Raw genomic sequence first — 26,005 nt, 5'->3', positions numbered from 1 at the left:
CGCGCCGGCTCACCGCACCGGCTGGCTCACGACCCGACCGACCGGTCGACGGTCGGCCGGTCGACGATGGGCACCCCCGGCGGCGTCCGCAGCACCCGGAGCTGCGCGAGGTGTTTCGGCAGGTGAACGCGGGCGTGCAGGTCCAGGGTGCGGGACCACGGCAGGGTGTCGTCGACGACCAGGTCGAAGCCCTCCCGCAGGTGGGTGTCGACCGGGGTGTCCGCCGCCGTGCCGAGCCGGTCCACCAGGGCGCAGAGCTTCTGGCTGGTGGCCCGCAGCAGGGTGGCCAGGCCGTCCAGGCCGCCGCAGTCGGCGACCAGCGCGTCCACCTGGGGGCGGTGGATGGTCTCCAGGTCGTAGTAGGCGAAGGGCGAGCCGGCGAGGACCGCCTCGGTGGCCTCGCTCATCAGCTCGTCGTTGGCCGCCAGGTGCGCCACGATCTGCTCGGCGCTCTGCTGCCCCTGCGGCGGCTCGCCGAAGCCGCCCGCCTCCACCTCGGCGAGCAGTTCGTCGTAGATCCGCCGCAGCCCCGCGCTCTCCACGTCCCCAGTCAACCCCGCCGACCGGCGCGGACCGGGGCGTTACCGCACCGGGATCACCCGGACGGGCGGTTCAGCGCCCGCCCCCGCCGGGCGGTTCAGCGCCGGCCCCGCCGGGCGCGCAGGTAGTCGGAGACGACGTACTCGCCGAGGTCGTCGAGGTCGGGGGTGAACATCCGGCCCTTCGAGCGGCGGGCCACCGCGTCGACGAAGCGGCGCAGCCCCGGATCGTCGCCGAGCATGAAGAGGTTGAGCGTGGCGCCGTAGCGGGTCAGCTTGTCCACCTCGCGGATGGTCGCCTCGATCGTCTCCGGCAGCGGCGGCCAGTGGAACAGCGCCTCCCCGTCGTCCGGGTCGAGGTGGGCGGTCGGCTCCCCGTCGGTGACCACCAGCACCACCGGCTCCGCGCCGGGGTGCCGGCGCAGGTGCCGCCCGGCCAGCCGCAGCGCGTGCTGGAGGTTGGTGCCCTGCTGCATGTCCGGCTCCACCGCGGCCAACTCCTGCTGGGTCAGCGTCAGCGCCTCCCGGCCGAAGCCGACGATCTCCAGGGCGTCCTGCGGGAAGCGGGTCGCCACCAGGTGCGACAGCGCCAGCGCCGTCTGCTTCATCGGCCCCCAGCGCCCCTGCGAGATCATCGAGTACGACAGGTCGACGCAGAGCGCCACCGCCGCCGAGGCCCGGCGCTCGGTCTCCACCACCTCGAAGTCGGAGACGTCGAGCTGGACCGGCACCGTGGGGCCGGCCCGGCGGACCGCCCGGGTGAGGGTGCGGACCACGTCCAGCGGCTGCTCGTCGCCGTACTCCCAGGGCCGGGACGCCCCGCTGACCTCGCCGGCCGCACCCGCCGAGCGCAGGTCGTGCTGGCCGCGCGGCCCGGCCGTGAGGTCGGCGAAGACCCGCCGCAGCGCGGTGCCGGCGAGCCGGCGCAGCGCCTTCGGGCTCAGGGTGAGCCCGTCGGCGTCCCGGCTCACCCACCCCTGCCGGCGCAGTTCCCGCTCCAGCTCCCGCAGCCGGCGGACGTCGTCGGCGGCGTCGCGGCCCAGCGTCCGGGCCACCGCCTCGACGTCCACGTCGTCGAGGGTCGCGCCGGGGTGCCCCTGGTCGAGGGAGTCGAGCAGGTCGTCCAGCTCGCCGATCTCGTCGAGCGCGCCGGCCGCCTCGCCGTAGCCGAGCGGCTGGTCACCGCGGACCCGCTCGCCGCGCTGCCAGTTCAGGTCGGGGCGCAGCGCCCGCAGGTGCCCGTCCAGCGCGGACAGCTCGCCGGCCAGCCGGTCGCCGAGGGACTGCCGCATCAGCCCGGCCAGCTCCGCACGCTGCCCGTCCGACAGCGACCGCATCAGCCGCTCCCCGGCGGCGGAGCGGCGGGCGAGCACGTCGACCAGCTCGTCCACGTCCTTCGGCCGCTCCGGGAAGAACTCGCCGTGCCGGCGCATGAACTCGGCGAACGCATCGGTGGTGTCCTCGGCGCGGGCGTGCCGGGCCAGCAGGTCGTTGAGGTCACGCATCATCTCGGCCAGCTGCCGCTGCACCGCCGGGTCGGCGGCGGCCCGCGCCGCGTCACGCAGCCCGGCGAAGCGCTGCTCCAGCACCTCGCCGCGCAGCCCGTCGAGGATCCGCTGGTACGTCTGCCGCGCCTCGTCGCTGGCCCACTCGTAGCCGGCCAGCTCCTGCACGGCGCGGGCGGTGGAGCGGGGCAGGTTGTCCAGCACCGCCTCGGCGAACCGCGCGTCGTCGTCGGCGCGCCCGCGCAGCTCGTCGCGTTCCGCCGCGAGCGCCTGGTCGAGCAGCGCCCGGGAGCGGGTCACCGCCCCGTCCAGGTCGCCCCGGCGCAGCGCCTCCCGGCGCAGCCGGCGGGCCCGGGCCGCCAGATCGTCCAGGCCGCCGCGCCCCTGCGGGCCCCGGCGCAGCAGGTCGCGCAGCGCGTCCCGCAGGCTGCCGCCGGCCAGCACCTCCGCGCCGACGGCGTCCACCGCGGCCCGGACGTCGTACGGCGGGGCGAGCGGGTCGGGCCCGCCGCGCCACTGGCCGTACCGGAACCGGTTGCCGGCCACGCTCAGCCCCGGCCGCCGTAGACGGTACGGCCCGACTCGGTGACGTCCTTGCCGAGCCGGCGGGTCAGGTGCAGCCCCTCCAGGACGAACTCGATCCCGGCGGCGGCCTCCTCCGGGGTGGGCGCGTCGCCCAGCCCGAGCCGGTCCAGCGCCTTGGCCAGCCCCGGCACGGTGCCGACCTGGCGCAGCAGCTCGGCCGACGAGACCAGCTCACCGGTCTCGATCATGGTGCCCTCGGCGACCAGGCCGGTGAAGCCGGACAGGTCCAGCCCGGCCAGCCGGGCCCGGAACGTCTCGGCGGTGGCGGTGCGGAGCAGGTGGGCCAGGATCTCGATCTCGCGCCCCTCCTCGCCGCTCTCGAACTCGACCTTGCCGCGCAGGGTCGAGGTCACCGACACCGCGTCGCCGACCCGCGCGACCGGGGCCTCGGGGCGTACCCCCTGGGCGGCGGGACCGGCGGCGAGCAGGCCGGATCGGCGCAGCGCGGCGGCGGCGACCGTCTCGGCGGCGGCGATCGCGAAGCGGGCGGAGACGCCGGAGCGCGGGTCCACCGACGGCGACTCCCGCACGGCGCGGGCGAACCGGGCGAGCACCTCCAGCACGTGCTCCGGCACCTCGGCGACCAACTCGGCCTCCTGCCGGATCAGCGCCAGCTCCAGCTCCAGGTCGACCGGGTAGTGGGTACGGACCTCCGCGCCGAAGCGGTCCTTGAGCGGCGTGATGATCCGCCCCCGGTTGGTGTAGTCCTCCGGGTTGGCGCTGGCCACCAGGAACAGGTCCAGCGGCAGCCGCAGCTGGTAGCCGCGGACCTGGATGTCCCGCTCCTCCAGCACGTTGAGCAGCGCCACCTGGATCCGCTCGGCCAGGTCGGGCAGCTCGTTCACCGCGAAGATCCCCCGGTTGGTGCGCGGCACCAGTCCGAAGTGGATGGTCTCCGGGTCGCCGAGGGTGCGGCCCTGGGCCAGCCGGATCGGGTCGACGTCGCCGATCAGGTCGCCGACGCTGGTGTCCGGGGTGGCCAGCTTCTCGCCGTAGCGCATCGAGCGGTGCAGCCAGCCGACGGCCAGGTCTTCGCCGGCCTCGGCGACCAGCGCGCGGGAGGCCGGGGTGAGCGGGTGCATCGGGTGCTCGTTGAGCACGGAGCCGGGAATCACCGGGGTCCACTCGTCGAGCAGCGCCACCAGCGAGCGGATCAGCCGGGTCTTGCCCTGGCCGCGCTCGCCGAGCAGCACCATGTCGTGGCCGGCGAGCAGGGCCCGCTCGACCTCGGGCAGGACGGTGTCGTCGTAGCCGACGATGCCGGGGAAGCGATCGGAGCCGGAACGCATCCGGGCGAGGAGGTTGTCGCGGAGTTCCTGCTTGACGGTGCGGTGCCGGTGCCCGGCCGCGCGCAGCTCGCCGAGCGTGCCGGGCAGGTCGGCGGGCGGGACCGGGAGAACCTGGTTTGGCGCAGTCACCCGACCCACGCTAGCGCGGTCCGCCACGTCACCGCCCCCTTCCGTCCGCTCCGGCCCGCACCGCCGGCCCCCACCGCCGGCCCCCACCACCGGCCCCCACCACCGGTCCGCACCACCGGTCCGACCCGGCCGACCCGCTCCCGCCCGGGTGGGTCACGCCCCCGCCGGGTGGGGAGGCCCACGAGCCGCGCCAGCCGGCCGGTGGGACTGGTCAACCTCGGCCGCAGGACCGGCAGGCGCCCCGCCGCCGCAGGTGATAGGCGAGCGCCGCCGCGCCGAGTGACACGCCCCACAGCGGCCAGAGCAGCATCGGCGCGGTGGTCAGGCTGAACCCGCCATCGATGGCCCAGAACTGCGGGCTGGTGACCAGCCCGAGCGAGGCCGCGGTGACCGAGAGCGCCACCAGCGTCGCCGGCACGACGGCCAGCCCGACCGGCACCCGCCGGCCGGTCAGCCCGGGCATCCAGCGCGGGAACCGCTCGCCCCAGGGGCGGACCAGGCCGAGGGTGAGCAGCGCGCCGACGGTGGCGAACGCGCCCAGCCCGGCGCCGGCCCAGACCAGCCCGGTCTCGCGCAGCTCGGCGAGGAAGTCCCGGGAGATGCCCAGCGGGACGCCGGCCGCCCAGGCGAACCGGGTGACCGCGTAGGTCAGCGGGATGACCGCCGCCGTCCCGGCCGCCCAGCGGCCCCACCGGGCCGCCGCGTCCGGCGCGGTCCAGCCCCGCGCGCCGCCGCCGCGCCCACAGGACAGGCAGGCCCCGGCGGTACGGCGTTGCCAGGCCAGCAGCGCCCCGGCGAGCAGCACCCCACCGACCAGGGCCGCGCAGCGCGCGAAGAGCGCCCAGGTGAAGACGTCGGCGTAGTCGACCGGCGGCCAGCCGAACGGGGCGCCGAGGATCAGCATCGGCGCGTAGCCGAGCACGACCAGCACCCGGGCGTCGGGCACCACCACGGCGAGGACGAAGGCGAGCGCCCAGCCGTAGCCGAGCACCAGCGCCCGCAGCGGCCGGGGCGGGCGTACCGCGTCGGCGAGGACCAGGGCGGTGACCGCCCCGGCCAGCAGCAGCCCGGCGAGCAGCGGCGCGCCGACCGCGACCGGGACCAGCCGCAGCAGGTTGGCCCCGCCGCCGTGCGGGTCGTTGGCGCCGAACGGGTAGCCGGCGCCGGTGAGCGTGCCGACCAGGGCGAGCAGGCCCCAGCCGCCCAGCCAGGCGGCGGCGAGCGGCGGGGCCAGGTCGAGCCGGAGCCGCCGGCGGGACGGGGTGGAGGTGATGGTCGTCGTCATGGCTCCAGCCTCGGCGGCGGTGCCGCCACCGCCCTCCCGAGCGGTGGCGAACCCGCTCCCCCGGCGAGGGGATCAGCCGGTGGGGACGACGAAACCCGACTCGTACGCGGCGATCACGGCCTGGGTGCGGTCCCGCACGCCGAGCTTGGCCAGCACGTTGCCGACGTGCGTCTTGACCGTCTCCACCCCGACCACGAGCTGGCCGGCGATCTCGGTGTTGGAGAGGCCGGTGGTCATCAGCCGCAACACCTCCGCCTCCCGCTCGGTCAGCCGGGCCGCGCGCAGCCGGTCCCCGCCCCGCCCCCCGTACGCCCCGGCGAGGCGGCGGATCGCGGCCGGGAAGAGCAGCGAGTCACCGGCGGCGACCGCCCGGACGGCGGTGACCACCTCCGCCGGGCGGGCCCGCTTGAGCAGGAAGCCGCTCGCCCCGGCGCGCAGCGCCTCGTAGACGTACTCGTCGTTCTCGAAGGTGGTGACCACGAGGACGCGGGGCGGGTCGGCGGAGGCGGCGAGCAGCAGCCGGGTGGCCTGGATGCCGTCGATGGCGGGCATCCGCACGTCCATCAGCACCACCCGGGGCCGCAGCCGCGCGACCAGCGGGGGCACCTCGGCGCCGTCGGCGGCCTCCCCCACCACCCGCAGGTCCGGCTGGGCGTCGATGATCGCCCGCAGCCCGACCCGGATCAGCTCGTCGTCGTCGACGATCAGCACGTCCGTGCTCACCGCGTCTCCCCCCTCGGCACCGGCAGCCGCACCCGGACCCGCCAGTGATCATTCTCCGGGCCGGCGGTGATCCGCCCGCCGAGCAGCAGCACCCGTTCCCGCATGCCGTCCAGGCCCCGGCCGCCGCGTGCCGGCCGCGCCGCGCCGCCCAGCAGGTTCTCCAGCTCGATCTCCAACCACCGCCGGCTCGGCGCGTCCGACGGCCCGCGAGGAGCGGGCGCCGTCGCCTCCCCGGGTACGTCCACCCGCAGGCGCACTGGGCCGCGGCCGTACCGGGCGGCGTTGGTCAGCCCCTCCTGCACGATCCGGTAGCCCTCCCGGGACACCGCCGGGGGCAGCTCCGCCAGCTCCCCGTCGACCCGCGCGTCGATCCGCAGCCCGGTTGCCCGAGTGTCCGCGACGAGCCGGTCGAGCTGGGCCAGGGTCCGCTGCGGGGCGGTGCCGGCCGGGGCACGGGCGGCGTCCTCGGTCTCCCGGAGCAGGCCCAGCACGTGGTCCAGGTCGTCCATCGCGTGCCGGCTGGTCTCCTCGATCGCGGCGAGCGCCCGGCGGGCGAACTCCGGGTCGCCGTCGAGGAGCTGGCGGGCCGCGCCGGCCTGGAGGGTGGCCACGGTCAGCGCGTGACCCACCGAGTCGTGCAGTTCCCGGGCCAGCCGGTTGCGCTCGGCGAGCCGGGCCGCCCGCGCCGCCAGGGCGGCGAGTTGCTCGGACGCCGAGGGGCCGAGCAGCGCCGGTGCCATCGAGGCGGCGAGCGTGCCCAGCCCGGCGACCGCGTAGCCGAGGCCGAGCAGCATCAGCACCCCGGTGAGGGTGAGCCAGCCGGTGTCCCGCCCGTCGAGCGGGCCCCAGCTCTCCTGGGCGACCAGCTGGGTGCCGACGCCGAACTGCTGGGCGATGAACGACAACGCCATCGGCAGGGCGCTGATCAGCGCGAACATCACCGTTCCGCCGACGGTCATGTGCAGGGCGATCCAGAGCGCGGCGCGCAGCCGGGTCTCCCGGTCGGCCGGGTGCCCGGCGGCGGGTTCCGGCAGCGGCACGCCGAGCAGGGCGCGGGCGGCGGCGATCTCCAGCGTCCGGCTGCCGTCGAGGAAGAACGGCACCGCGCCGATGACGGCGGCGACCACCATCAGCGCGAAGACCAGCAGCCGGGGCACCTCGCCGCGGGTGAGGAGCTGGACGAAGGTGCCGGCCAGCAGCGCGTACGGCAGGGCCAGCACCCCGCCGAGCAGGAGGAACACGCCACGGCGACAGGTGCTCGCACGGACGAGCGGCGCGATCAGCGCCCGGGGAGTCACCGGGCCATTCTCCCGCCCCGCCGCGCCGTGCCGACTCCCCCGTGTCGGGGATTCCGGCGCCGCCTCGTCGCCCGCGGATCACTTCGGGCGGCGCCGCCGGCTCAGCGGTGTTCCTGCACGTACTTCCGCGGGTCCTTGTCGTCGAAGGTCAGGTTGCGGCCGTTCTTGTGCTCGCCGTAGAAGGTCAGCCAGCGGGCGCCCAGCTCGGCGCGGAGTTCGACGCTGGCGTGTCGGCGGAAGTCCGGCAGCGCCCCGTCCTCCTCCTCGGCGAGGTGCTCGCTGTTCTCCCGGCGGGCCTTCCACACCGCCGCCCACCACTGGTCGGAGCCCACCGGGTGCAGCTTGGACTCGGCGATGGCGTCGCGGATCTCGTTGTGGTCGCCGATGGCGTCGGTGGTCTCGTCCTCGCCGTCGTCGCCGTGCCGCACCAGGTGCGGATAGAGGATCGCCTCCTCCGCCTCGGCGTGGATGTCCAGGTGCAGGGCGAGGGCCTCCCAGACGGCCAGCAGTTCGGTCTCGTCGCGGGCGTCGTCGAGCCGGGCGAAGCCGCGCCGGAAGGCGGCGTGGTCGTCCAGGATCAGCGCGGTGATGTCGTCCATGATGCTCACTTCCCCACTCGGGCGCGGATCAGCCTCGGCACCGCGGCCAGGCCGGTGACCGGCCGGAACTGCCGGGCGGCGGTGGCCAGGGCGGCGTACTCGTCGGCGCCGAGATCGATCTCGGCGGCGGCCGCGTTGCGCTCCATCTGCTCCACACCGGACGCGCCGGGGATGGCCACCACGTTCGGGTGGTGCAGCAGATAGGCCAACGCGATCTGGCTGGGGGTGGCGTCGTGCGCGTCGGCCACCTCGCGCAGCGTCGCGATCAGGGCGGTGCCGCGTTCCAGGTTCTCCGGCAGGAAGTACGGGTTGGCCCGGCGCACCGCCCCGCTCGGCGGGTGCTTCGCGTCGTACCGCCCGGAGAGGAAGCCCTGCGCGAGCGGGCTGTACGCGATGACGATCCGGCCGGCCTGCTCCGCGTACGGGATCAGGTCCTCCTCCGGGCCCCGGTCGATCATGCTGTAGCGGACCTGGTTGCTCAGCACCCGCCGGCCCAGCGCCGCCTCGGCGAACCGCCAGCGGCGCAGGCTGTAGTTGCTGACGCCGACCTCGGCGACCAGGCCGACGTCCTGCAACGCGCGCATGCCGCGCATGGTGGTGGTGTCGGCGACCACCGGGTTGGGCTGGTGCACCTGGTAGAGGTCGATGCCCTGCACGCCGAGGCGGGCCGCCGAGGCGACCGCCCGCTGCTGCACCACCGGGGCGACCGGCAGGATCGGGAAGATCTTGCTGGCCACCACGACCTTCTCCCGGTCGGCGCCGAGGGCGGCCCCGAGGATCCGCTCGCTGCGGCCGAAGCCGTACATCTCGGCGGTGTCGAAGAGGGTGACCCCCAGGTCGAGCGCCCGCCGCACGATGTCCGCCGCCCGACGCTCGTAGTCGGGGCCGTAACCCCACTCCTTCGAGCCGAACTGCCAGGTACCGAGACCGATCTTGGAGATGGGCTTGGGCGTGTCGAGCGGGACGAAGCGCATGGGCTCGAAGCTACCCCCGCACACCGGGACGGCACGCCCGTTCCGGGACGCCGGATAGGGTCGGCGTCGTGACCTACCTCGCCGCTGATCAGCGTTACGACTCGATGACCTACCGACGGACCGGACGCAGCGGGCTGCGGCTGCCCGCCGTCTCGCTCGGCCTGTGGCACAACTTCGGGCCGGACCGGCCCTTCGAGCGGCAGCGGGACATCGTCCGACGCGCGTTCGACCTCGGGGTCACCCACTTCGACCTGGCCAACAACTACGGCCCGCCGCCGGGCGCGGCGGAGGAGGCCTTCGGCCGGATGCTGGCGACCGACCTCAAGCCCTACCGGGACGAGCTGATCGTCTCCACCAAGGCCGGCTACCTGATGTGGCCCGGCCCGTACGGCGAGTGGGGCTCCCGCAAGTACCTGGTCTCCTCCCTGGACCAGTCACTGCGCCGGATGGGGCTGGACTACGTCGACATCTTCTACTCGCACCGGTTCGACCCGGACACCCCGCTGGAGGAGACGATGGGCGCGCTCGACGCCGTCGTCCGCTCCGGCAAGGCGCTCTACGTCGGCATCTCCAACTACGACTCGGAGCAGACCGCCCGGGCGGCGGCGATCCTGCGTGACCTGGGCACGCCGCTGCTGATCAACCAGCCGTCGTACTCGATGTTGAACCGGTGGACCGAGGACGACGGCCTGCTCGACACGCTGGCGGAGGTCGGCGCGGGCTGCATCGCGTACAGCCCGCTGGCCCAGGGCCTGCTCACCGACCGCTACCTCGCCGGCATTCCCGAGGACTCGCGGGTGCGCACCAGCGTCTTCCTCAACGAGAGCGACCTGACCGAGGAGAAGCTGGCCACCATCCGCGGCCTGGGCCGGGTGGCCGAGCGGCGGGGGCAGACCCTCGCTCAGCTCGCCCTCGCCTGGGCGCTGCGCGACCCACGGATGACCAGCTTGATCATCGGCGCGAGCAGCGTGGCCCAGTTGGAGGGGAACGTCGCCGCGGTGGAGAACCTCGACTTCACCGCCGAGGAGCTGGCCGAGATCGACGGCCTGCTCGGCTGAGCCGCCGGGGCGTCCCGGCCGCCGCCCACCTCAGGTGGCGCGGCCGGGGCGCGGCGGCGCCGGGGTCACCAGATACGGCGGCGGCCGGCGCGGTGGTTGCGCACGTCGCAGGCGCGGCCGGGCGGGACGGTGCCGGCCCGGCGCAGCCGCATGGCGACCATCGCGGCGAGCAGCACGGTGACCGCCGCCGCCGCGCCGACCACCAGCCGGAGGCTGTCACCGCCGAGGCGGGTCACCGACGCCACGGGTACGCCCGGATCGCCCGGCACCGGCGCCGCGGTCAACCCGGGGACGGCAGTGCTGGCGGCGCGCGGCGCGACGGCCGGGTTGGCCGGGCTGGCCGCTGCGGTGGGCGTGGCCCGGCCGGGCTTGCGGAACACCACGTCGGAGCAGGAGTAGTAGCTGTCCGGGGTGTCGGAGTTCTGCCACACGGTGTAGATCAGGTGCCGCCCGGTCAACCCGGCCGGCAGCCGGCCCGCCAGCTGGTACGAGCCGTTGCGCAGCGGCGGGTCGGTCATCGTCAGGAACGGGCGCGACGAGAGGTCCGCCCAGGTCAGCCGGCTCTGCGGGTCGTAGCCGGGGCGCGTGGCGTAGAGCCGGAACGTGCCCTTGTGCGGGATGGTCCCCCGGTAGCGGAAGGTGAACTTCGCCCCGGCGGTCAGCTCCGTCGCCGGCCAGTCGGTGCGCGGCAGGTCCAACCCCCGGTACGCCGACAGCCCGCCGCTGCACAGCTCCCCGTCCGGGATCCGTTCCCGGTCCCGGCCGTTGACGCCGAAGACCCGGATGTTGTCCCACTCGCGTACCGCCGCTCCGGCCCGCACGGCCGCCTGGCAGGCCGGCGTCGCGGCGTGCGGGCCTTCCGGGCCGCAGGCCGCGGACCGGCTCAGCGGGCTGGTGGGCGCGCCGTGCGCGGCGGCGGGGGTCGCGGTCGGCAGGACGCTCGCGGCGACGGCCGCGAGGACGGCGAGCACTCGGCGTACGGTCATGATGGACCTCCCGAGCACTGGTACGGGCGGGAGCCGCCAAAAGTTCGACGGGCGGTGGTGCCGGCCGGCTCGGTAGCTTGGCCGCGTGCTTCGCCTTCCCGCGTATTCGTCGCCGACCGACCTGCCACCGCAGGCCGTGAACGCCCTGTCGCCCCTCGACCACCTGCTCACTCATCGGCGATAGCTCGGCGCCTGCGGGCCGTCCAGGGCCGCCCTGAAGGCGTACCCGCCGTCGGGAGAGTTTGGGTGCCGGGGGTGGGGGAAGACACGGGCGCCGAGCGGGCCGGTCGGCTCGACCCGGCTGGACCGGCCCGTCCCGTCAGCGGCACCGTCGGTGCGGGCCTCGGCAGGACACCCCGAGGAGGAGCGACGATGGCCGACGCTCGACGGAGCACGACCGGGGCCGCCGCCAGGCCCACCAGCGCCCGGAAGGCCGTCGGGGCCCGCAAGGCCCCGACGAACCGCAAGGCGGCGGCGAAGAAGGTCGCGGCCGCCACGAAGCGGGCCACCGGGGCGAGCCTGGCCAAGACCCCGGGTGAGAAGCCCACCCCGACGACGGCGCGGGTGGCCCGGAAGAAGGCGACCACCGCGACGGCCGCCCCGACCCGCACCCCGACCGCCAAGGCGGCCGCCGCCAAGAAGGCGCCCGCCGCCAAGAAGGCAGCCCCCGCCAAGAAGGCGCCCGGGACGAGGGCGGCGACGAAGAAGTCGCCGGCGAAGAAGGCCGCGGCTGCCCGCGCGCGGACGACCACGGCCACCCGGGCGCCGGCGAAGAAGGCCACCACCATGGAGTCCTTCGGCAACCGGCGCACGGCCCGCAAGACCGCAGGGTGAACATCCGGCTGGACCAGCCAGCCCGGGATGCCGACGGTCAGGCCGCGAGAATCTTGGCCATGATGTGCTCCCGACGCACGCCGTCGGGCATGAGGTCGCCCAGCTCACCCGTGTCACGGAAGCCGTTGCGCTGGTAGAGCGCCCAGGCGTTCCGGTTGCCCTCCACCACGGCCAGGCGCAGTGTCTCCGCGCCCACCAGCCGAGCCCACTGCTCGACCGCCCGGACGAGGTGGTCGCCCACGCTCCGGCCACGTCCTACCGGCGCCACATACATCGAGATCAGCTCGACGACGCCGTCCTGATCGGTCGGCACCCCGCTGGCCATCCCGACGGGCTGCCCGTCGAGCATCGCGATGATGTTGTACGAGCCGGGGATGGCCAGCCGACCGCGCCAGCGTTCCTCGCGGTCGCCCTCGCCCTGCCAGTCCGCCAGCTGGGAACCGAACGCGTACGCCGCCGCCGCCAGCGCGGCGAGCCGCAACTCCCGCCACATCTTCCAGTCGCCCTCGCTGAGCACCCGCGTCTCGATCATGCGGGGAGGATGCCGTGGGGGTGGGGAGCAGGCAACCCGGTATCCGGTGACGAGGTGTGCCGACCGGGCCCTGTCGGCCGACGGCCAGCTCCGTCAGCGGCGGCGCGGCATCATCCGCCTCCGATCGGGAAGAGCCGGGCGTGCGCCTTTCCATCATCCGCATGCTGCTCGTCGCCGCGCTGGTGGCCCCACCCCCCGCGGTCGGGGCAGCCCGTGCAGAAGTGATCCGCGACCGGCTGACCGGCACCGTCACGTCGACCGCCCCGGCGGGGGCTCGGCAGGTCACCATCCTGGGCTCCGGCGACATCCTGGTGCACCCACCCACCTGGCAGCAGGCCGGCGCCGACGCGATCAAGGCCGGTCGGCCCGGTTACGACTTCGACCCGATGTTCGCCCCCATCCGGCCCGCGGTCGAGTCCGCCGACCTGGCCATCTGCCACCTGGAGGCCCCCATGGGTCCCGGCGCGCCGGCGGACTTTCCCCGGTTCCGCGCCCCCACCGACCTGGGACCGGCCATCAGGACCGCCGGCTACGACACCTGTTCGACGGCCAGCAACCACTCCTTCGACCAGGGCGAGCAGGGCGTCTACGCCAACCTCGACGCGCTCGACGCCGCCGGACTGCAGCACACCGGCACCTTCCGCAGCAGCGCCGCACAGGCCACCCCCACCATCTACCAGGTGAAGGGCGTCAAGATCGGCCACCTGTCCTGGGCCACGCACTTCAACGGCCACCCGCCGCCACCGGACAAACCGTGGCTGGCCAACCGCATCGACGTGCCCGCCATCAAGCAGGCCGCCGCAGCGACCCGCAAGGCCGGCGCGCAGATCATCGTCCTGTCCGCCCACTGGGGCACCGAGATGGAACACACCCCCGACGGGAACCAGCTGCGCTGGGCCAACGAGTTGATCGCCGACCCGAACATCGACCTGATCATCGGACACCACGCCCACGTCGTGCAGCCCTTCGAGAAGGTCGGCGGCAAGTGGATCGCCTACGGGGTCGGCAACACCCTCGCCCGGCACGACTTCCCCGAGGACGCCAACCGCGAAGGCGTCCTGGCCAAGTTCACCTTCACCGAACAGCCCGACCGCCGATGGACCGTCACCCGGGCGGAGGCGATCCCCATCTGGCTCTCCCTGAAGCCCACCATCCGGGTCCTCGATCTCAGCCGGCTCCCGACCGCCGACCGGCGGCGAGAGACGTACCGGGCCGCCATGGACCGGATCAGCGGCTACCTCGACGCCCGCGGGGGCATCGACGACGGCCTGCAGATTGCCCGCTAGGCCATGCCTGCGGAGGGGCTCCGACCGTGGCTATTACCGTCCTCGGGAACGACGAAGGGCGCTCGTCACTTCTGACGAACGCCCTGTTCTCAAGGGTGGAGCCGAGGGGACTCGAACCCCTGACCCCACATCACCTGTCGACCTGGCACACGTTTGGCACATGGACCCACCTTCCTCGGATTTGCGCAACCGCCGTCCCGAGCGCTACGAGAGCGGGCGACTAGGGAGAAGGTCAAGCGGGGAGAGTGGCGCGGGCCGCTGCGTGCGCATCGCCGCTAGTAGGGTGGTGCGGCCGGTTCCGGGGGGCGCCCGCGGGCCCTGCGAGCGTCGGCGACGGCCTCGGCGGTCAGCACTGCGACGACTACAGCCGCCGATATCAGCGGCGGGTGTTGCACCAGGACGGGCACCGTGGCCAGCAGCACCAGCGTGGCGATCCACCGGGATGGCGACACTCGGCTGAACACCTCGTACTCGAAGCGGGCGCGGCCGGCCAGGAAGAGGGCCGGACCGCCGATGATCACCCCGATCCAGGCGACCTCCGGATTGCTCAGCGGATGCCTGATCGTCAGCTCGTAGCCGATCGCGGTGGTGGTGAGGCCGATCACCATGATCAGGTGGGTTTCGGCTGCGGACCGGCCGATGGTGGCCGGGTGGCGGGCCTTGGCGACCGCCTCGCCGAGGATCTGCCCGGCGCGCTGGACGTAGATCCTCCAGAGCAGGATCGAGGTGGCCAGCGCCAGGGCGAAGGCGGTGGTCTGGCCGCGCCCGTAGGGGCCCGTGTCGTAGGCGAGGCCGGCCACAAGGACCGTCTCGCCGAGCGCGACCAGGAAGAACTGCTGATAGCGCTCGGCCAGGTGCTCGCCGGCGATGTTCCAGTGCGCGATGGTGGACCGGCCCAGTCCCGGCACGGGCCAGCCGGACCGGGCGGCGGCGTACTGGACGATGAGCGCCGACGTCCAAAGGACGATCCGCGGGTTGGCCGGCAGCAGCGCCCCGATGATCCAGAGCACCCCGGTGGAGCCGAAGATGATCGCCATCCGTATCTTCAGCCGCCGGTACGGGTGGGGGCCCAGCGCGAGCAGCAGGATCACCGGCCGAGACAGCTGCGCGACCACGTACGCCACGGCGAAGGCCAGCCCGGTCTCGCGGAACGCCCGGGGGATCGCCACGCCCATCACCATGCTGGCCACCAGCGCGATGATCACGATCAGTTGCAGCCAGCCGTGGTGCGGGTCGTACCGGCTGGTGGTCCAGGCGATGCCCTGCCAGACTCCCCAGAGCGCGAAGAACAGCAGCAGGAGCTTCCCGCCGCCGGTGACCGGGCTCCAGCCCTCGCTGCCGCCCGGATCCAGGGTCAGGGCCTCGAACGCCCGGGTGGAGATGCGGCTGAGCGCGTAGGCGAAGACCAGATCGAAGAAGAGCTCCAGGAACGTCGCCCGCCCCGTAGCTTGCGTGGTGGGCATCAGGCGCCGCGCATCCCCGGCCGCCATGTCTCAGCGGGTCCCGTCGTCGATGGCGCCCATCAGGCAGTCGTAACACCAGCCGTCGTCCCGGCCGGCCTTATCGGGAAACCGGCACCGGATCTCGTTCCGTGAGGCGGGCAGGGTCGGCCGATGACGGCGCATTGGGCGGATCTCGCTGGCCGACCGTCACGGTCTACGCGACCCTCGACCGGGCCGGGTTCACCGGCGTCTCATCCGCCGAGGTCGCCCGCAGCCGACGCCTTCACCCGCTGGCGCTGGACACCGCCATCGCCCCGGTCCTCCAGCGGGACGTGCCCGAGCTGCAAGCGGAGCCGCGGGCAAACTGAGGTACAGGAGCGGGGCGCCTCGTGTCAGACGCGGTGTGTCATACCTGCCTGCGCTTTGGCCTGGTCCGCTGGGAGTCCGGATGCTTGGAGCAGCTCGCTGACGGCAGCGCGCAGCTGCGTGACGACAGCATTCCCGGAGAGCTCGAGACCTTCTGTGTGTGCCTCGTTGGCTAGTTTGATCGCCTGCAGCGCCCGCGCGCGCCGGCTCCGGCTCCTGTCCGGCGAGGAAGTCACGATGCAGGAGCCGCAGCGTTTGGCTCAGGTGCTCGATCGACGCTGGTAGGCCAGCCGGTACCGGCTCGCCCTTGCGTATGGTCGCCACGGTCCACCCCATCATCTCGTTGCCGATGGTGTAGATGTTGTCGAGGTGCTCGGCGGCGTGCTGGTAGCGGCGGATCATGCCCAGCCGTCGCCTGCGCCATGGGGAGAGGATGGCAACCTCTCGCGCTGCGGCGACCATCTCGGTCGTCTTGTGTTCCTCCGGCTTCGCTGTGGTGAAGCGGTGGAAGGCATCCTCGGCCTGCTTGAGGTCACGACGGGTCAGCGCCTGCCCGGCGGCGGTGAGTTCGCGGGCGAAGAGATCCGTCGCTGGACCGCCTGCCCGATGTACGACACGCAGCGGGTTGAGCGGCAGGATCAGCACCGCCACGGCGATGGCGACAACGGCACCGACCAGAGCGCCCTCCGTTCGCGGCACCGCCAGATCCGGCCCTTCCGCCGCCAGTCCCAGCAGCAAGGCCGTGCTTCCCGCCTGCGCCATGGCTGCTCCGCCGCCCCGAAACAGGACTGCTACCGATATGGCCAATGCCACCACAAGGCCCGTTCGTGCCGGCCCTACGCCGATGAGCCGGATCAGCCAATGTCCGACGAACGCCCCGACGACCACCCCGGCGACGAGCTCGCCCGCTCGTCTGACCCGATTGCCGATGGCTCCCGCTATCACGCCGATGGCTACGGCGGGGGCGAACAACGGCTGCGCATTGTTCAGGACATTGTCCGCGATGAGCCACGCCAGCCCGGCTGCCAGACCCGCCTGCACCGCTACAACCCCGTACGTGCGAAGGCGGTCGTACGCGTCGCGGGCTCGTCGCCGCGCACTCTGCCGAGCGGCATCCCGGACCGTGCCCCCCAAATTTCACCTCCGAGAAACCCATCGCTTCTCCGACATCAACGTGTGTCGGCGAAGCCTGGATGCTGGAGATCGGCAATCTGTTGCGTCGGAGGCAGCTGGCACCGCATGGCGCGTGGCCGGGGCGGCATGTGTGCGGGCCAGGTGCGGAAGGTCCGTCTTCATGACCTGCGGCACACCGCCGCCACGCTCCTGCTCGCCCAGGGCGTGCCAGCCAGGGTGCTCATGGAGCTCCTCGGTCACTCCCAGATCGGCGTCACCATGAACATCTACCGCCACGTCATGCCCACTCAGCTCGTCCAGGCTGCCGACGCGATGGAGAACGTGCTGTGGGGCGAGGGGCAGTAGCTGTGGCTACTTGCTTGGCTACTTTCGCCGCCAGGAACGACAAAGGGCGTCCGTCATCTCTGACGAACGCCCTGGTCTCAAGGGTGGAGCCGAGGGGACTCGAACCCCTGACCCCCACACTGCCAGTGCGCCCGACAGTGTGCCGAAGCTTCCCGAGGCGTGTCAGCCTAAGTCCAATCCGCAGCTCAGCGGCCATCCCCCGGTCCGAGCCATGATGGCTGGTACTGCCCCGTCCCGGGTCATCCGTGAGACGGCTGTGAGACAGCATGACGGGCCGATCCTCCCGGAGGGGTGCCGACCGAGGAACTCGGCACCCCTCCGGGCAGGCCCGGTACCGGCGTCGCGGATCATGCTCAGGGCGTCACCTTCGGTACGGCGCCGCGGCACACCGCGGCGGGCCTATGCAGCGCTGCCACGTCAGGACGGACCCGCGTCCCGCATCGGTCGGTCAGTCAACCAGCGGAAGATAGCTCTCCGGACGCCAGCCGGCGATCACCTTGGTGGAGAGCGTCGCGCCGAGCCGGCGGTAGAACCGCTGCGCCGACTCGTTGTCCGGCTTCACCTCCCACCGGATCGCGAGCCGGCCCGCGGCGGCCGACCGGGCGAGCGTGACCATGAGCCAGTGTCCGACACCGGCGTCCCGGGCGTGCGGGCGCACGTAGAGGTCGTCCAGGGCAAGAATGTCCCGGCCGCTCCACAGGTGCAGCCGGCGCTGCGCGGACACGTAGCCGAGGGGTTCGCCGGCACGCTCGGCGAGCAGGACGGTGACGTCGGGGCGGCCGAGTATCGTACGCCATTCGTCCACGGTCACGATGGCGTGTTCGCTGTCCCCCTCGTGTGCGGCGATTTCCCGGACCAGGGTGTGCACGACGGGCGCGTCATCGGGTTCGGCCGGACGGACGTGAACGGTGTCATTCATGATGCTCTCTTTCTCTGGTCAACGGCCGGCGGCGCCGGCTCAGAACAACGGCCGGCGGCGCCGGGTGAGGCCGGTGCCGCCGTCGAGGTGTCAGGGAGTGCCGATGGCGGACAGCACGTCGAGCCGGGCGGCGCGGCGGGCGGGCAGTAGACCAGCCAGCAGGCCTGCGACCAGGGCGACGGCTACCAGCACCAGCAGTCGGCCGGCCGGTACCGCCAGCACGGTCGGGGCGTCCCGGCCGAGCGCGCGGACCGTGGCCACGGCGAATCCGCCGCCCACTGCGATCCCCAGCACACTCGCGAGCGCGGCGACGAGCACCGCCTCGCCCCGGATCATCCAGCCCAGCTGCCAACGGGTCATCCCGACCGCCCGGAGCAGGCCGATCTCCGCGGTGCGCTCGGTGATCGACAGGGCGAGGGTGTTGGTGATGCCCAGCAGCGCGATCAGCACGGCCAGCATCAGCAGTACTGTCACCAGGCCGAGCACCTGGTCGATCATCTGCGTTCGGCCGGCGACCGCGGCCGCCTGGTCGCGCAGTTGCGCGGTAGGGGTGTCGGCCAAGGAAGCCTTGATCGCCCGCTCCGCGGTGGCCCGGTCCGTCCCGTCGGCGGTCCGGATCAGCACACTCGCGTCCATCTCCTCGCTGTAGAGCCGGGCGAAGGTGTCGAGCGAGATGAGGTAGTCGGTGGACAGTGCCCGGGCGTCCCCGTCCCGCAGCAGGCCGACGACGGGAACCCCGCGGGTGCCGGTGCGGGAGAAGGTCATCGGCAGTTCGTCCCCGACGGCCAGGCCGCGGTCCCGGGCCACGTGCTCGGCCAGCACGATGCCCCCGCCGGCCAGCGCCGCCAGGTTGCCGGCGGTGAAGTGCAGGGATGCCACCCGCGGCAGCGTCGCAGGGTCCACGGCGGTGAGGGCCTGGGTGCCGTCCCCGTCGCGCCAGTGGCCATAACGCAGCCGGGACGCTACCGCGACCTCGGGCAGCCGGCTGACCCGGTCGTACACGGCTGGAGAGAGGCCCCCGAGCATCTCGTCGCGGGCGCTTTCCACGACGTGGTCGGCGGTGATCACCTCGGCGTACGACTGCCGGACCGAGCTCTTGACCGAGGTGCCGAGGACGGCCATGAAGCTGATCAGCGCGAGCCCGAGGGCCAGCGCCAAGGCGGTGGCCGCGGTGCGCCGCGGCGTGCGGGCCGCCGAGTTGGTGGCCAGCCGGCCGGTCACGCCGACGGCGGTCAGCGGCCGGCCGACGAGGCGTACCAGGGCGGGGGTAATGGCCGGTCCGAGCAGCGCGAGCCCGCCGACGGCGCCCAGCGCGGCCACGCCGAGCAGCGCAATCGGCGCGTCCGCGGCGAGCACCGCGGCCGTCGCGGCCAGGCCTGCCGCGGCGGCCAGCGCGCCGACGACCATCCGGACCCGTCCGGTACGGGCGGCGGCCGTGTCGCGCAGCGCCGCCACTGGCGTCACCGCCGCCGCGCGCCGGGCGGGGCCGACCGCCGAGCCGACCGTGACGAGGACGCCGACCGCGAACGCCACCAGCACGGTACGGGCGGTCAGCACCAGCCCGCCCTCCGGCAGCGGTACGCCGAACGCCCCGGCCAGGTTCCGGATGCCGGTGGCGGCGGCGAGGCCGAGACCGAGCCCGACGGTCGAGGCGGCGAGCCCGACCAGCAGCGCCTCACCGAGGACGGAGCGCAGCACCTGCCCGCCGGTCGCGCCGGCCGCCCGCAGCAGGGCGAGTTCCCGGGTGCGCTGGGTGATGACGATGGAGAACGTGTTGGCGATCAGGAACGCGCCGACCAGCAGGGCGGCCGCTGCCAGGGCGAGCAGCACCAGCTGCAGCCAGCTGAGCTGGTCCCGGGCGGCCGCCGCCCCGGCCGCCGCGATGTCGCGGCTCGGGGTGACCTCGTAACCGCCGCCGACCGCGGCGGTGATCCGGTCCCGCAGGTCCTCCGGCGCGATGCCGGGCGCGGCGACGACCGCGACCTCGGAGACGTTGGAGCCGAGCCGGAGGAGGCGCTGCGCCGACGGGAGGGTGACCAGGGCGACCGTGCTGTTCGGCAGGCCGTCCCGGGCGCCGAACCCGGCCAGTCCGACCACCCGCAGCCGGGCGGTGTCCGTCGCCCGGACGGTGACGGTGTCGCCGAGCCGGATGCGGTGACCGTGGGCGGTGTCCTCGTCGATCACCACCTCGTCGTCGGCCGCCGGGGGCCGGCCGCTGCGGACGGTGAACGCACCCACGGGCGCCGGCTGCCAGGAGGACAGCAGGGACGCGCCGCTCGGCACGATCGGCTCGCCGTCCACCTCCAGCAGGCCCTGGCCGCGGGCCAGCGGCCGGGCGGCGGCCACGCCGGGCACCGAGCCGATCCGCTTCGGCAGGCCCGCCGGCAGCGGGTCCCGGGCGACCTCGACACCCATCGCGGAGTCGAAGGCGACCGCGTCCCGCACGGTCAGGTCGACGCCGGCGGTCGCGGTGCGGAACTGCCCGTCCAGCAGCCGGCCGGACGTGTCGGTGAGGATCAGGCCGCCGGTGGCGAAGGTGACGCCGAGCACGACCGCGAGCAGGGTCAGCGCCAGCCGGGTCCGGCGGGCGAGGGTGGTACGCAGGGTCAGGCGCCACATGTCAGTTCCCTCCGGTGGCGGCGGGCGCGGTCAGGCGCGCCATGTGGGACAGGATGGCCGGCACGGTCGGTGCGTGGAGTTCGCCGTCGATCCGGCCGTCGGCGAGGAACACCACCCGGTTGGCGTACGCGGCGGCGTGCGGGTCGTGGGTGACCATCACGATGGTCTGTGCGAGCTCGTCGACGGCCTGTCGCAGGAAGCCGAGCAGCGCTTCGGCCGCCTGCGAGTCGAGGTTGCCGGTCGGCTCGTCGGCGAAGACGATCTCCGGGCTGGTGACCAGCGCGCGGGCCACCGCGACCCGCTGCTGCTGGCCACCGGAGAGTTCCCCGGGCCGGTGCCGTAACCGGTCCGTCAGGCCGAGGGTGGCGACCAGGTGGGCCAGGCGCTCGGGGTCGGGCCGGCGGCCGGCCAGGGTGAGCGGCAGGACGATGTTCTCCCGCGCGGTCATGGTCGGCACCAGGTTGAAGGCCTGGAACACGAAGCCGATCCGGTCGCGGCGCAGCAGGGTGCGCTGCCGCTCGGTCAGCTGGCCGAGGTCCGTCCCGCCGAGCAGGATCTGCCCGGCGTCGACGGTGTCGAGGCCGGCCAGCGCGTGCATGAGCGTCGACTTGCCGGAGCCGGACGGACCCATGATCGCGGTGAACCGGCCGGCTGGGATGGACACGGTGGCGCCGTCCAGGGCGCGGACGGCGGCGTCGCCGCGGCCGTAGGTGCGCACGACGTCCCGGGCCTGCACGGCGACGGTGGTGATGGGTGCGGGGGCGGTGCTCGTGGTCATTGGGGATCTCCTGGCTGGTGCGTCCGGGGGCGGGTGGCTCAGCGGGCGGGTCGGCGGTGCAGCGGGGTGCGGGTCGCGCGAACGGTGGCGTCGTGTCGGTCCCGGCGCAGTTGGCGGACCAGCTCGGCGTGCTCCAGCTGGAACAGCTCGGCGGTGAGCAGGTGGTTCATGGCAACTCCTCGGTCAGGGATCTGTGACAGGAGGAGAGTCGCTGGCCGTGCTGTCCGGACGCTGGCCGTCGACCGGGCGGGAGCGGACAGCGAATGGACAGGCCGCCGCCAGCGGCGGCGATCAGGCTGGCCGGCATGGTGGAACGGAACGACCCCAGCGCACCCGCGGACGCGACGCGGGTGGTGACGGTGGCTCTGCCGCCCGGGCTCTGCCGGCGGTGCGTACGCGCGGTCAGCCGCCGGGTGAGTGACCTGTCCGGGGTGATGTCGCTGGAGTTCGACGTGGCCGCCGGCACGCTGCGCGTGGGCGGTGAGGTGGACCCGGCTAGCCTGCGCCGGGCCGGCCTGGCGCCCTGTCCGGACGGCCCGGACTGCGGCCTCGGTTAGCGGCCCGCCGCCAGGTCCGCGGCGGCCTGCCGGATCGCATCCGCCTCCTGCGGCCGCCCCGCTGCGGCCGCCGCGTCGGCGGTCAGCGACCAGAGCCGGTACCGCGCCCACGGGAACTCCCGCTCTTGGAGCAGCTCCAGTGCGCGGCGGCACTCGTCCGCCGCGGTGGTCGCGTCGCCGTCGGCGTACGCGGTCCGGGCCCGGCCCCAGGCGGCCCAGGCCTGGCAGCGCGGGTTGCCGCTGTGGCGGGCGGTCTCGTCCGCCTCGGCGAGCATCGCCGGCACCCCCTCGGCATCGCCCCCGTCCAGCCGGGCGTGTGCGAGCTGCACGAGGGTGAAGGCCAGCGCGTGCGGGGAGGGATTTCGCCGGGCCTCCGCCGCCGCGTCCTCGAGCGTGGCGATCGCCTCGTCGGGCCGGCCGGCCTCGCGTAACGCGATGCCGAGGTGCGCCAGGATCCCGGCGGGCAGGAGCCGGTCCCCGGCCTTCCGGGTCCACTCGAGGCTGCGGGTCCACTGCTCCGCGGACCGCTCGAAGGCGCCCGTCCGCAGATCCAGCAGCGCTTCGACGTAGTGGACCGTCCCGTGCCACCACGGGTCGTCGGTGTCGCCCCGCTCGCGACGGGCCTGGGCGACCATCGCCCGGTACCGGTCCGGATCGCCGTCGTACTGGCCCTCCCACGCGACGACGAGCCGCGAGGTCGCGGTGTTGACTTGATCGCCCAGGCGCTCGAACTCCACCAGGCTCTCCCGGGCCGCGGCCCGGGTCTGCGCGGTGGGGTAGTAGACGCCGAGCAAGCCGATCCGCTGCAGGGCGGCGGCCCGGGCGGCGGGCGCGATGTCACCGGCGGCGAGCAGCGCGGTCAGGGCCCGGATCCCCTCGTACCGGGGGCCGTAGTTCCAGAACAGGAAGAGCGCGTCCGCCAGGCGCAGGCCGGCGTCGACCCCGTCGCGCCGGTCCAGGCAGCGGTCGACGGCGGCGCGGAAGTTGTCGTGCTCCTCCGTCAGGCGCGCCCAGGCGTCCGCGTCGGTCCGGGCGTGCGGACCGTACCGCTCGGCCAGCTCAATGAAGTGGGTGAGGTGCCGGTCGCGGGCGGTCTCCGTCTCGCCCGCCTCGGCGAGCCGGGTGGCGGCGTACTCCCGGATCGTGACCAGCAGCCGGAACCGCCCGGTGGTCGGGTCCGGCACCACCAGGGACCGGTCGACCAGGCGGAAGAGCAGGTCGAGGACCTCTTCCGCGGCCAGTCCGTCGAACGCGCAGACCTGCTCGGCGGCCGCCAAGCCCCAGCCACCGCGGAACACCGCCAGCCGGCGCAGCAGCCGCCGCTCGGCCTCGGACAGCAGGTCGTGGCTCCAGTCGAGGGTGGCGCGCAGCGTGCGGTGCCGGGCCTCGCTGGTCCGCGCTCCCGCGGTGAGCAGCGCGAACCGGTCGTGCAGCCGTGCCGCGATCTCGCCGGGCGGCAGCGCCTTCACCCGCGCGGCCGCCAGCTCGATGGCCAGCGGCATGCCGTCGAGCTGGCGGCAGATGTCCGCCACAACCGGCGCGGTCGTCTCGTCGAGGACGAACCCGGGGCGCACCGCCCGCGCCCGATCGACGAAGAGAACCACCGCCGGGCTGTCGCCGAGCCGCGCGAGATCAGCCGGCCCGTCGGGTACGCCAAGCGGCGCCACCGCGAGCTGCGTCTCGCCGGGTACGGCCAGCGCCTCTCGACTGGTCGTCAGCACGGTCACCGCGGGGCAGGCGGCGACGAGTTGCTCGACCAGTTCCGCCGCCTCGTCGATGACGTGCTCACAGTTGTCGACCACCAGGAGCGCGCGGTCGGCGCCGAGCCAGGCGACCAACGCGGCGGTCGCCGCCGGGCCTGGCCCACCAGCGGCCACGCCGAGCTGGCCGGCGACCGCCTCAGGAAGATCGGCGCCGCTCGGCAGGGCGGCCAGGCGGACCAGGTGCACCCGGTCGGCCAGGGCATCGTCGGCGTGGCGCGCCGCCTCCAGGGCGAGGGTGGTCTTGCCGACGCCGCCCGGTCCGGTCAGCGTCACCACCCGCGCCTCGCGCAGCCGGTCGAGCACGCGGTGCACGTCGGCCTGGCGGCCGATGACCGAGGCGAGCCGGCGCGGCAGGTCGCCGCGCTGCGGCGCCCCGAGGGCGGGGGCCGGCGCGTGCGGGGCCGGTGCCGCGGGGGGCTGGTCGGCCGGCCGAGCCGGGGGCGGGACGGCCGCTGTCGCCGGTGCCGGGGCGGGCACCTGCTGCCGCAGGATCGCCTCGGCGAGCGCCTGGAGTTCGGGTGCCGGGTCGATGCCCAGCTCGTCGGCGAGGTGGTGCCGCAGCGCGTGGTACGCGGTGATCGCGTCCGCCTGCCGCCCGCCCCGATAGAGCGCCAACATCAGCAGCCGGTGCAGTCGCTCGCGCAGCGGGTGGGCGGCGACCAGGCGTTCCAGGTCGGCGACCGCCTCGGCCTGCCGGCCGGCCTCCAGCAGCAGTTCCAGCCGGTCCTCCACCGCGCCCAGCCGCAGTTCCGCCAGGCGGGCCACCTCCGCGAGGGCCCACTCGGCATCGCCGACGTCGGCCAGGGCCGGTCCCCGCCACAGCCGCAACGCCTCGTCGAAGCAGGCCAGCGCCGCGGCCGGTCCGTCGCCGGTGGTCGCGCCACGGGCCTGTTCCAGCAACCGTTCGAAGCGGTACGCGTCCACCGCGTCCGAGGCGACGGCGAGCTGGTAGCCGGGGGCGCGGGTGACCAGCAGGTCGCCGCCCGCCCCGGCGGCCACCAGCGCCCGGCGCAGCTTGGACACCCGCAGCTGCAGCGCGTTCGTGACGTCGGCCGGAGGCTGGTCGCCCCAGAGCGCGTCGGTCAGCGCGTCCGCGGAGACAACCCGACCCGCGGCGAGGACCAGCCGGGCGAGCAGCGCGCGGACCGCCGGGGCGAGGGGCGTGGCGGGGCGACCGGCCACCTGGAGCTCGACGGTGCCGAGCACCCCAAAGCTCACCGTGGTGGGCCCGATGTCCCGGCTCATCGCACTCCCGTCCGCTGCGGCGTCTGCCCTGGAGCCCGCTCCGGTCGCCGGGCGGCCGCCCGAGCGGGCCCCATGGTACGTCCCGCGGGCGCTCGGAACGATCACCCAAACGGCGGTGAGCTGCTCCGATCAGGCCGGGACGGCCGGCGCCGGTCGGGCCGGTGCGGCCAGCTGCTCCTGCGCCAGCCGGCCCGCCAGCACCTCGGCGTCCCGGCCCACCCAGCCCAGCACCGCCGAGCCGCGGGCGCGCTGCCACGGCAGGCCGAGGAAGTACAGCCCGGGCCAGTCCGTCACACCCGCCCGCTGCACCGGCGCGCCGGACGCGTCCAGCACCGGCACCTCCAGCCACGCGTAGTGCGGGCGGAAGCCGGTGGCCCAGACCACCGCGTCCACCCGGCGTCGCCCGCCGTCGGCCAGCAGCAGCTCGTCACCGGCGGCGTTGACCACCCGGCCGACCCGGTCGACCCGGCGCAGCAACCCGGCGACGTCGGTGCCGATGACCGGGTTCTGGGCAGCTATCCGGCGGCCCAGCCGGCTCTCGGCGCTCAGCCGCATGCTGCCCAGCCGGGAGAACCACCAGAAGATGTCCCGGCCCAGCCAGCGCTGCGGCAGCACCGGACCGATCGCCGAGGCGGCGAGCACCACCCGCCGGCCGTGGTCGGCGAGTTCGGCGGCGATCTGCACCCCGGTGTTCCCGCCGCCGACCACCGCGACGACCGGGCCGGGCAGCTGCTCCGGATTCCGATACGCGGTGCTGCGCAGCTGCGCGACCCGCGGCGCGAGCTTCCCGGCCACGTCGGGGATCCGGGGCGTGTGGAACGCGCCGGCGGCGACCACCACGCGCTGGGCGCGCAGCGTCCCCGTCGACGTGTCGACGGTGAAGCCGCCCGCCGCGCCGGGGCGGACCGAGGTGACCCGGCAGCCGAGCCGGACCGGCAGGTCGAAGTGCGCGGCGTACCCGGCCAGGTAGTCGGCGACCTCGTCCTTGCCGGGGTGCCCGTCCGGGTCGCCGGGGAACGGCAGGCCCGGCAGGGCGGAGAACCGGCGCGGGGTGAACAGGGTCAGCGAGTCCCACCGGTGCCGCCAGGCGTCACCCACCCGGGTATGCGCGTCGAGGATCGCGAAGGGCACGCCGGCGCGGCGCAGGTGGTGGCCGAGCGCCAGCCCGGCCTGACCGCCCCCGACGATCACGGTGTCCAGGTCCATCGGTCCGTC

Annotated in this window: 23 protein-coding genes and 1 pseudogene; 6 read left to right on the top strand and 18 right to left on the bottom strand. The window is 74.4% G+C overall.

Features of this window, described 5'->3' with window-relative positions; all coding sequences use genetic code 11:
• Positions 1-26: 26 nt before the first annotated feature.
• The 8 genes from ACTWM8_RS05515 to ACTWM8_RS05480 form a co-directional block, all read right to left on the bottom strand.
• Positions 27-542: a hypothetical protein gene (locus ACTWM8_RS05515; RefSeq protein WP_446212836.1), complete on the bottom strand. Its 516-nt coding sequence runs from the start codon at positions 540-542 to the stop codon at positions 27-29.
• Positions 543-637: 95 nt separating this feature from the next.
• On the bottom strand, positions 638-2,590 hold the full coding sequence (locus tag ACTWM8_RS05510) for a vWA domain-containing protein (RefSeq protein ID WP_446212835.1): 1,953 nt from the start codon (positions 2,588-2,590) through the stop codon (positions 638-640).
• 2 nt (positions 2,591-2,592) lie between these two features.
• The gene (locus tag ACTWM8_RS05505; RefSeq protein ID WP_446214477.1) at positions 2,593-4,056 is read right to left on the bottom strand and encodes a magnesium chelatase; all 1,464 of its coding nucleotides are present in this window, start codon (positions 4,054-4,056) and stop codon (positions 2,593-2,595) included.
• A gap of 202 nt (positions 4,057-4,258) precedes the next feature.
• Entirely contained in the window at positions 4,259-5,332 is a 1,074-nt protein-coding gene (locus tag ACTWM8_RS05500; protein WP_446212834.1) for a hypothetical protein, read from the bottom strand.
• A gap of 72 nt (positions 5,333-5,404) precedes the next feature.
• Positions 5,405-6,055, bottom strand: coding sequence for a response regulator transcription factor (locus ACTWM8_RS05495; RefSeq protein ID WP_446212833.1), 651 nt, complete (start codon positions 6,053-6,055; stop codon positions 5,405-5,407).
• Positions 6,052-7,353 carry a sensor histidine kinase gene (locus ACTWM8_RS05490; RefSeq protein WP_446212832.1) on the bottom strand — a complete coding sequence of 434 codons (1,302 nt, stop codon included), beginning with the start codon at positions 7,351-7,353 and terminating at the stop codon, positions 6,052-6,054. Before ACTWM8_RS05490 ends, ACTWM8_RS05495 begins: the two co-directional genes overlap by 4 nt.
• Positions 7,354-7,454: 101 nt before the next feature.
• A complete protein-coding gene (locus ACTWM8_RS05485; RefSeq protein WP_446212831.1) occupies positions 7,455-7,952 on the bottom strand; it encodes a hemerythrin domain-containing protein in 498 nt (165 codons plus the stop codon).
• Between the two features lie 5 nt (positions 7,953-7,957).
• The gene (locus ACTWM8_RS05480; RefSeq protein ID WP_446212830.1) at positions 7,958-8,926 is read right to left on the bottom strand and encodes an aldo/keto reductase; all 969 of its coding nucleotides are present in this window, start codon (positions 8,924-8,926) and stop codon (positions 7,958-7,960) included.
• Positions 8,927-8,994: 68 nt separating this feature from the next.
• Between ACTWM8_RS05480 and mgrA the strand changes: the two genes are divergently transcribed.
• Positions 8,995-9,984 carry an L-glyceraldehyde 3-phosphate reductase gene (gene mgrA, locus ACTWM8_RS05475; protein ID WP_446212829.1) on the top strand — a complete coding sequence of 330 codons (990 nt, stop codon included), beginning with the start codon at positions 8,995-8,997 and terminating at the stop codon, positions 9,982-9,984.
• 65 nt (positions 9,985-10,049) lie between these two features.
• On the opposite strand, the gene ACTWM8_RS05470 is transcribed toward mgrA, so the two are convergent.
• The gene (locus tag ACTWM8_RS05470) at positions 10,050-10,970 is read right to left on the bottom strand and encodes a lytic polysaccharide monooxygenase auxiliary activity family 9 protein (RefSeq protein WP_446212828.1); all 921 of its coding nucleotides are present in this window, start codon (positions 10,968-10,970) and stop codon (positions 10,050-10,052) included.
• A 372-nt stretch (positions 10,971-11,342) separates the two neighbouring features.
• Between ACTWM8_RS05470 and ACTWM8_RS05465 the strand changes: the two genes are divergently transcribed.
• A complete protein-coding gene (locus ACTWM8_RS05465; RefSeq protein WP_446212827.1) occupies positions 11,343-11,804 on the top strand; it encodes a hypothetical protein in 462 nt (153 codons plus the stop codon).
• A 37-nt stretch (positions 11,805-11,841) separates the two neighbouring features.
• Here ACTWM8_RS05465 and ACTWM8_RS05460 read toward each other — a convergent pair whose 3' ends face one another.
• Positions 11,842-12,336 (bottom strand): N-acetyltransferase family protein, encoded by a 495-nt coding sequence (locus ACTWM8_RS05460; protein ID WP_446212826.1) that lies wholly within the window; start codon positions 12,334-12,336, stop codon positions 11,842-11,844.
• Between the two features lie 140 nt (positions 12,337-12,476).
• On the opposite strand from ACTWM8_RS05460, the gene ACTWM8_RS05455 reads away from it, so the two are divergent.
• Positions 12,477-13,622, top strand: coding sequence for a CapA family protein (locus ACTWM8_RS05455; protein WP_446212825.1), 1,146 nt, complete (start codon positions 12,477-12,479; stop codon positions 13,620-13,622).
• A 275-nt stretch (positions 13,623-13,897) separates the two neighbouring features.
• On the opposite strand, the gene ACTWM8_RS05450 is transcribed toward ACTWM8_RS05455, so the two are convergent.
• Positions 13,898-15,085, bottom strand: coding sequence for a low temperature requirement protein A (locus ACTWM8_RS05450; protein ID WP_446212824.1), 1,188 nt, complete (start codon positions 15,083-15,085; stop codon positions 13,898-13,900).
• Positions 15,086-15,246: 161 nt separating this feature from the next.
• Between ACTWM8_RS05450 and ACTWM8_RS05445 the strand changes: the two genes are divergently transcribed.
• Positions 15,247-15,432, top strand: coding sequence for a hypothetical protein (locus tag ACTWM8_RS05445; protein ID WP_446214734.1), 186 nt, complete (start codon positions 15,247-15,249; stop codon positions 15,430-15,432).
• Between the two features lie 706 nt (positions 15,433-16,138).
• On the opposite strand, the pseudogene ACTWM8_RS05440 reads toward ACTWM8_RS05445, so the two are convergent.
• A pseudogene (locus tag ACTWM8_RS05440) lies at positions 16,139-16,471 on the bottom strand (FUSC family protein); the annotation flags it as partial.
• Positions 16,472-16,669: 198 nt separating this feature from the next.
• On the opposite strand from ACTWM8_RS05440, the gene ACTWM8_RS05435 reads away from it, so the two are divergent.
• Positions 16,670-16,909, top strand: a complete 240-nt coding sequence (locus ACTWM8_RS05435) for a tyrosine-type recombinase/integrase (RefSeq protein ID WP_446212823.1) — start codon at positions 16,670-16,672, stop codon at positions 16,907-16,909.
• Positions 16,910-17,357: 448 nt separating this feature from the next.
• Here the strand turns inward: ACTWM8_RS05435 and ACTWM8_RS05430 are convergent, their stop codons facing one another.
• The 4 genes from ACTWM8_RS05430 to ACTWM8_RS05415 all read right to left on the bottom strand — a co-directional run bounded on the left by ACTWM8_RS05430 (position 17,358) and on the right by ACTWM8_RS05415 (position 21,395).
• A complete protein-coding gene (locus ACTWM8_RS05430) occupies positions 17,358-17,828 on the bottom strand; it encodes an N-acetyltransferase family protein (protein ID WP_446212822.1) in 471 nt (156 codons plus the stop codon).
• Positions 17,829-17,918: 90 nt separating this feature from the next.
• Positions 17,919-20,447 (bottom strand): FtsX-like permease family protein, encoded by a 2,529-nt coding sequence (locus tag ACTWM8_RS05425; RefSeq protein WP_446212821.1) that lies wholly within the window; start codon positions 20,445-20,447, stop codon positions 17,919-17,921.
• 1 nt (position 20,448) lies between these two features.
• On the bottom strand, positions 20,449-21,225 hold the full coding sequence (locus tag ACTWM8_RS05420) for an ABC transporter ATP-binding protein (protein WP_446212820.1): 777 nt from the start codon (positions 21,223-21,225) through the stop codon (positions 20,449-20,451).
• Between the two features lie 38 nt (positions 21,226-21,263).
• On the bottom strand, positions 21,264-21,395 hold the full coding sequence (locus ACTWM8_RS05415; RefSeq protein ID WP_446212819.1) for a hypothetical protein: 132 nt from the start codon (positions 21,393-21,395) through the stop codon (positions 21,264-21,266).
• Between the two features lie 135 nt (positions 21,396-21,530).
• Here ACTWM8_RS05415 and ACTWM8_RS05410 point away from each other — a divergent pair, with 135 nt between their 5' ends.
• Positions 21,531-21,782: a heavy-metal-associated domain-containing protein gene (locus ACTWM8_RS05410; RefSeq protein ID WP_446212818.1), complete on the top strand. Its 252-nt coding sequence runs from the start codon at positions 21,531-21,533 to the stop codon at positions 21,780-21,782.
• Here ACTWM8_RS05410 and ACTWM8_RS05405 read toward each other — a convergent pair.
• Together ACTWM8_RS05405 and ACTWM8_RS05400 are read right to left on the bottom strand one after the other, a co-directional pair.
• Entirely contained in the window at positions 21,779-24,790 is a 3,012-nt protein-coding gene (locus ACTWM8_RS05405) for an AfsR/SARP family transcriptional regulator (protein ID WP_446212817.1), read from the bottom strand. The genes ACTWM8_RS05410 and ACTWM8_RS05405 overlap by 4 nt on opposite strands.
• 129 nt (positions 24,791-24,919) lie before the next feature.
• Positions 24,920-25,996, bottom strand: coding sequence for a flavin-containing monooxygenase (locus ACTWM8_RS05400; protein WP_446212816.1), 1,077 nt, complete (start codon positions 25,994-25,996; stop codon positions 24,920-24,922).
• Between the last annotated feature and the right edge of the window lie 9 nt (positions 25,997-26,005).

The organism is Micromonospora sp. IBSANI012, from assembly GCF_052814045.1.
This window is presented reverse-complemented; position numbering and strand designations above follow the sequence as displayed.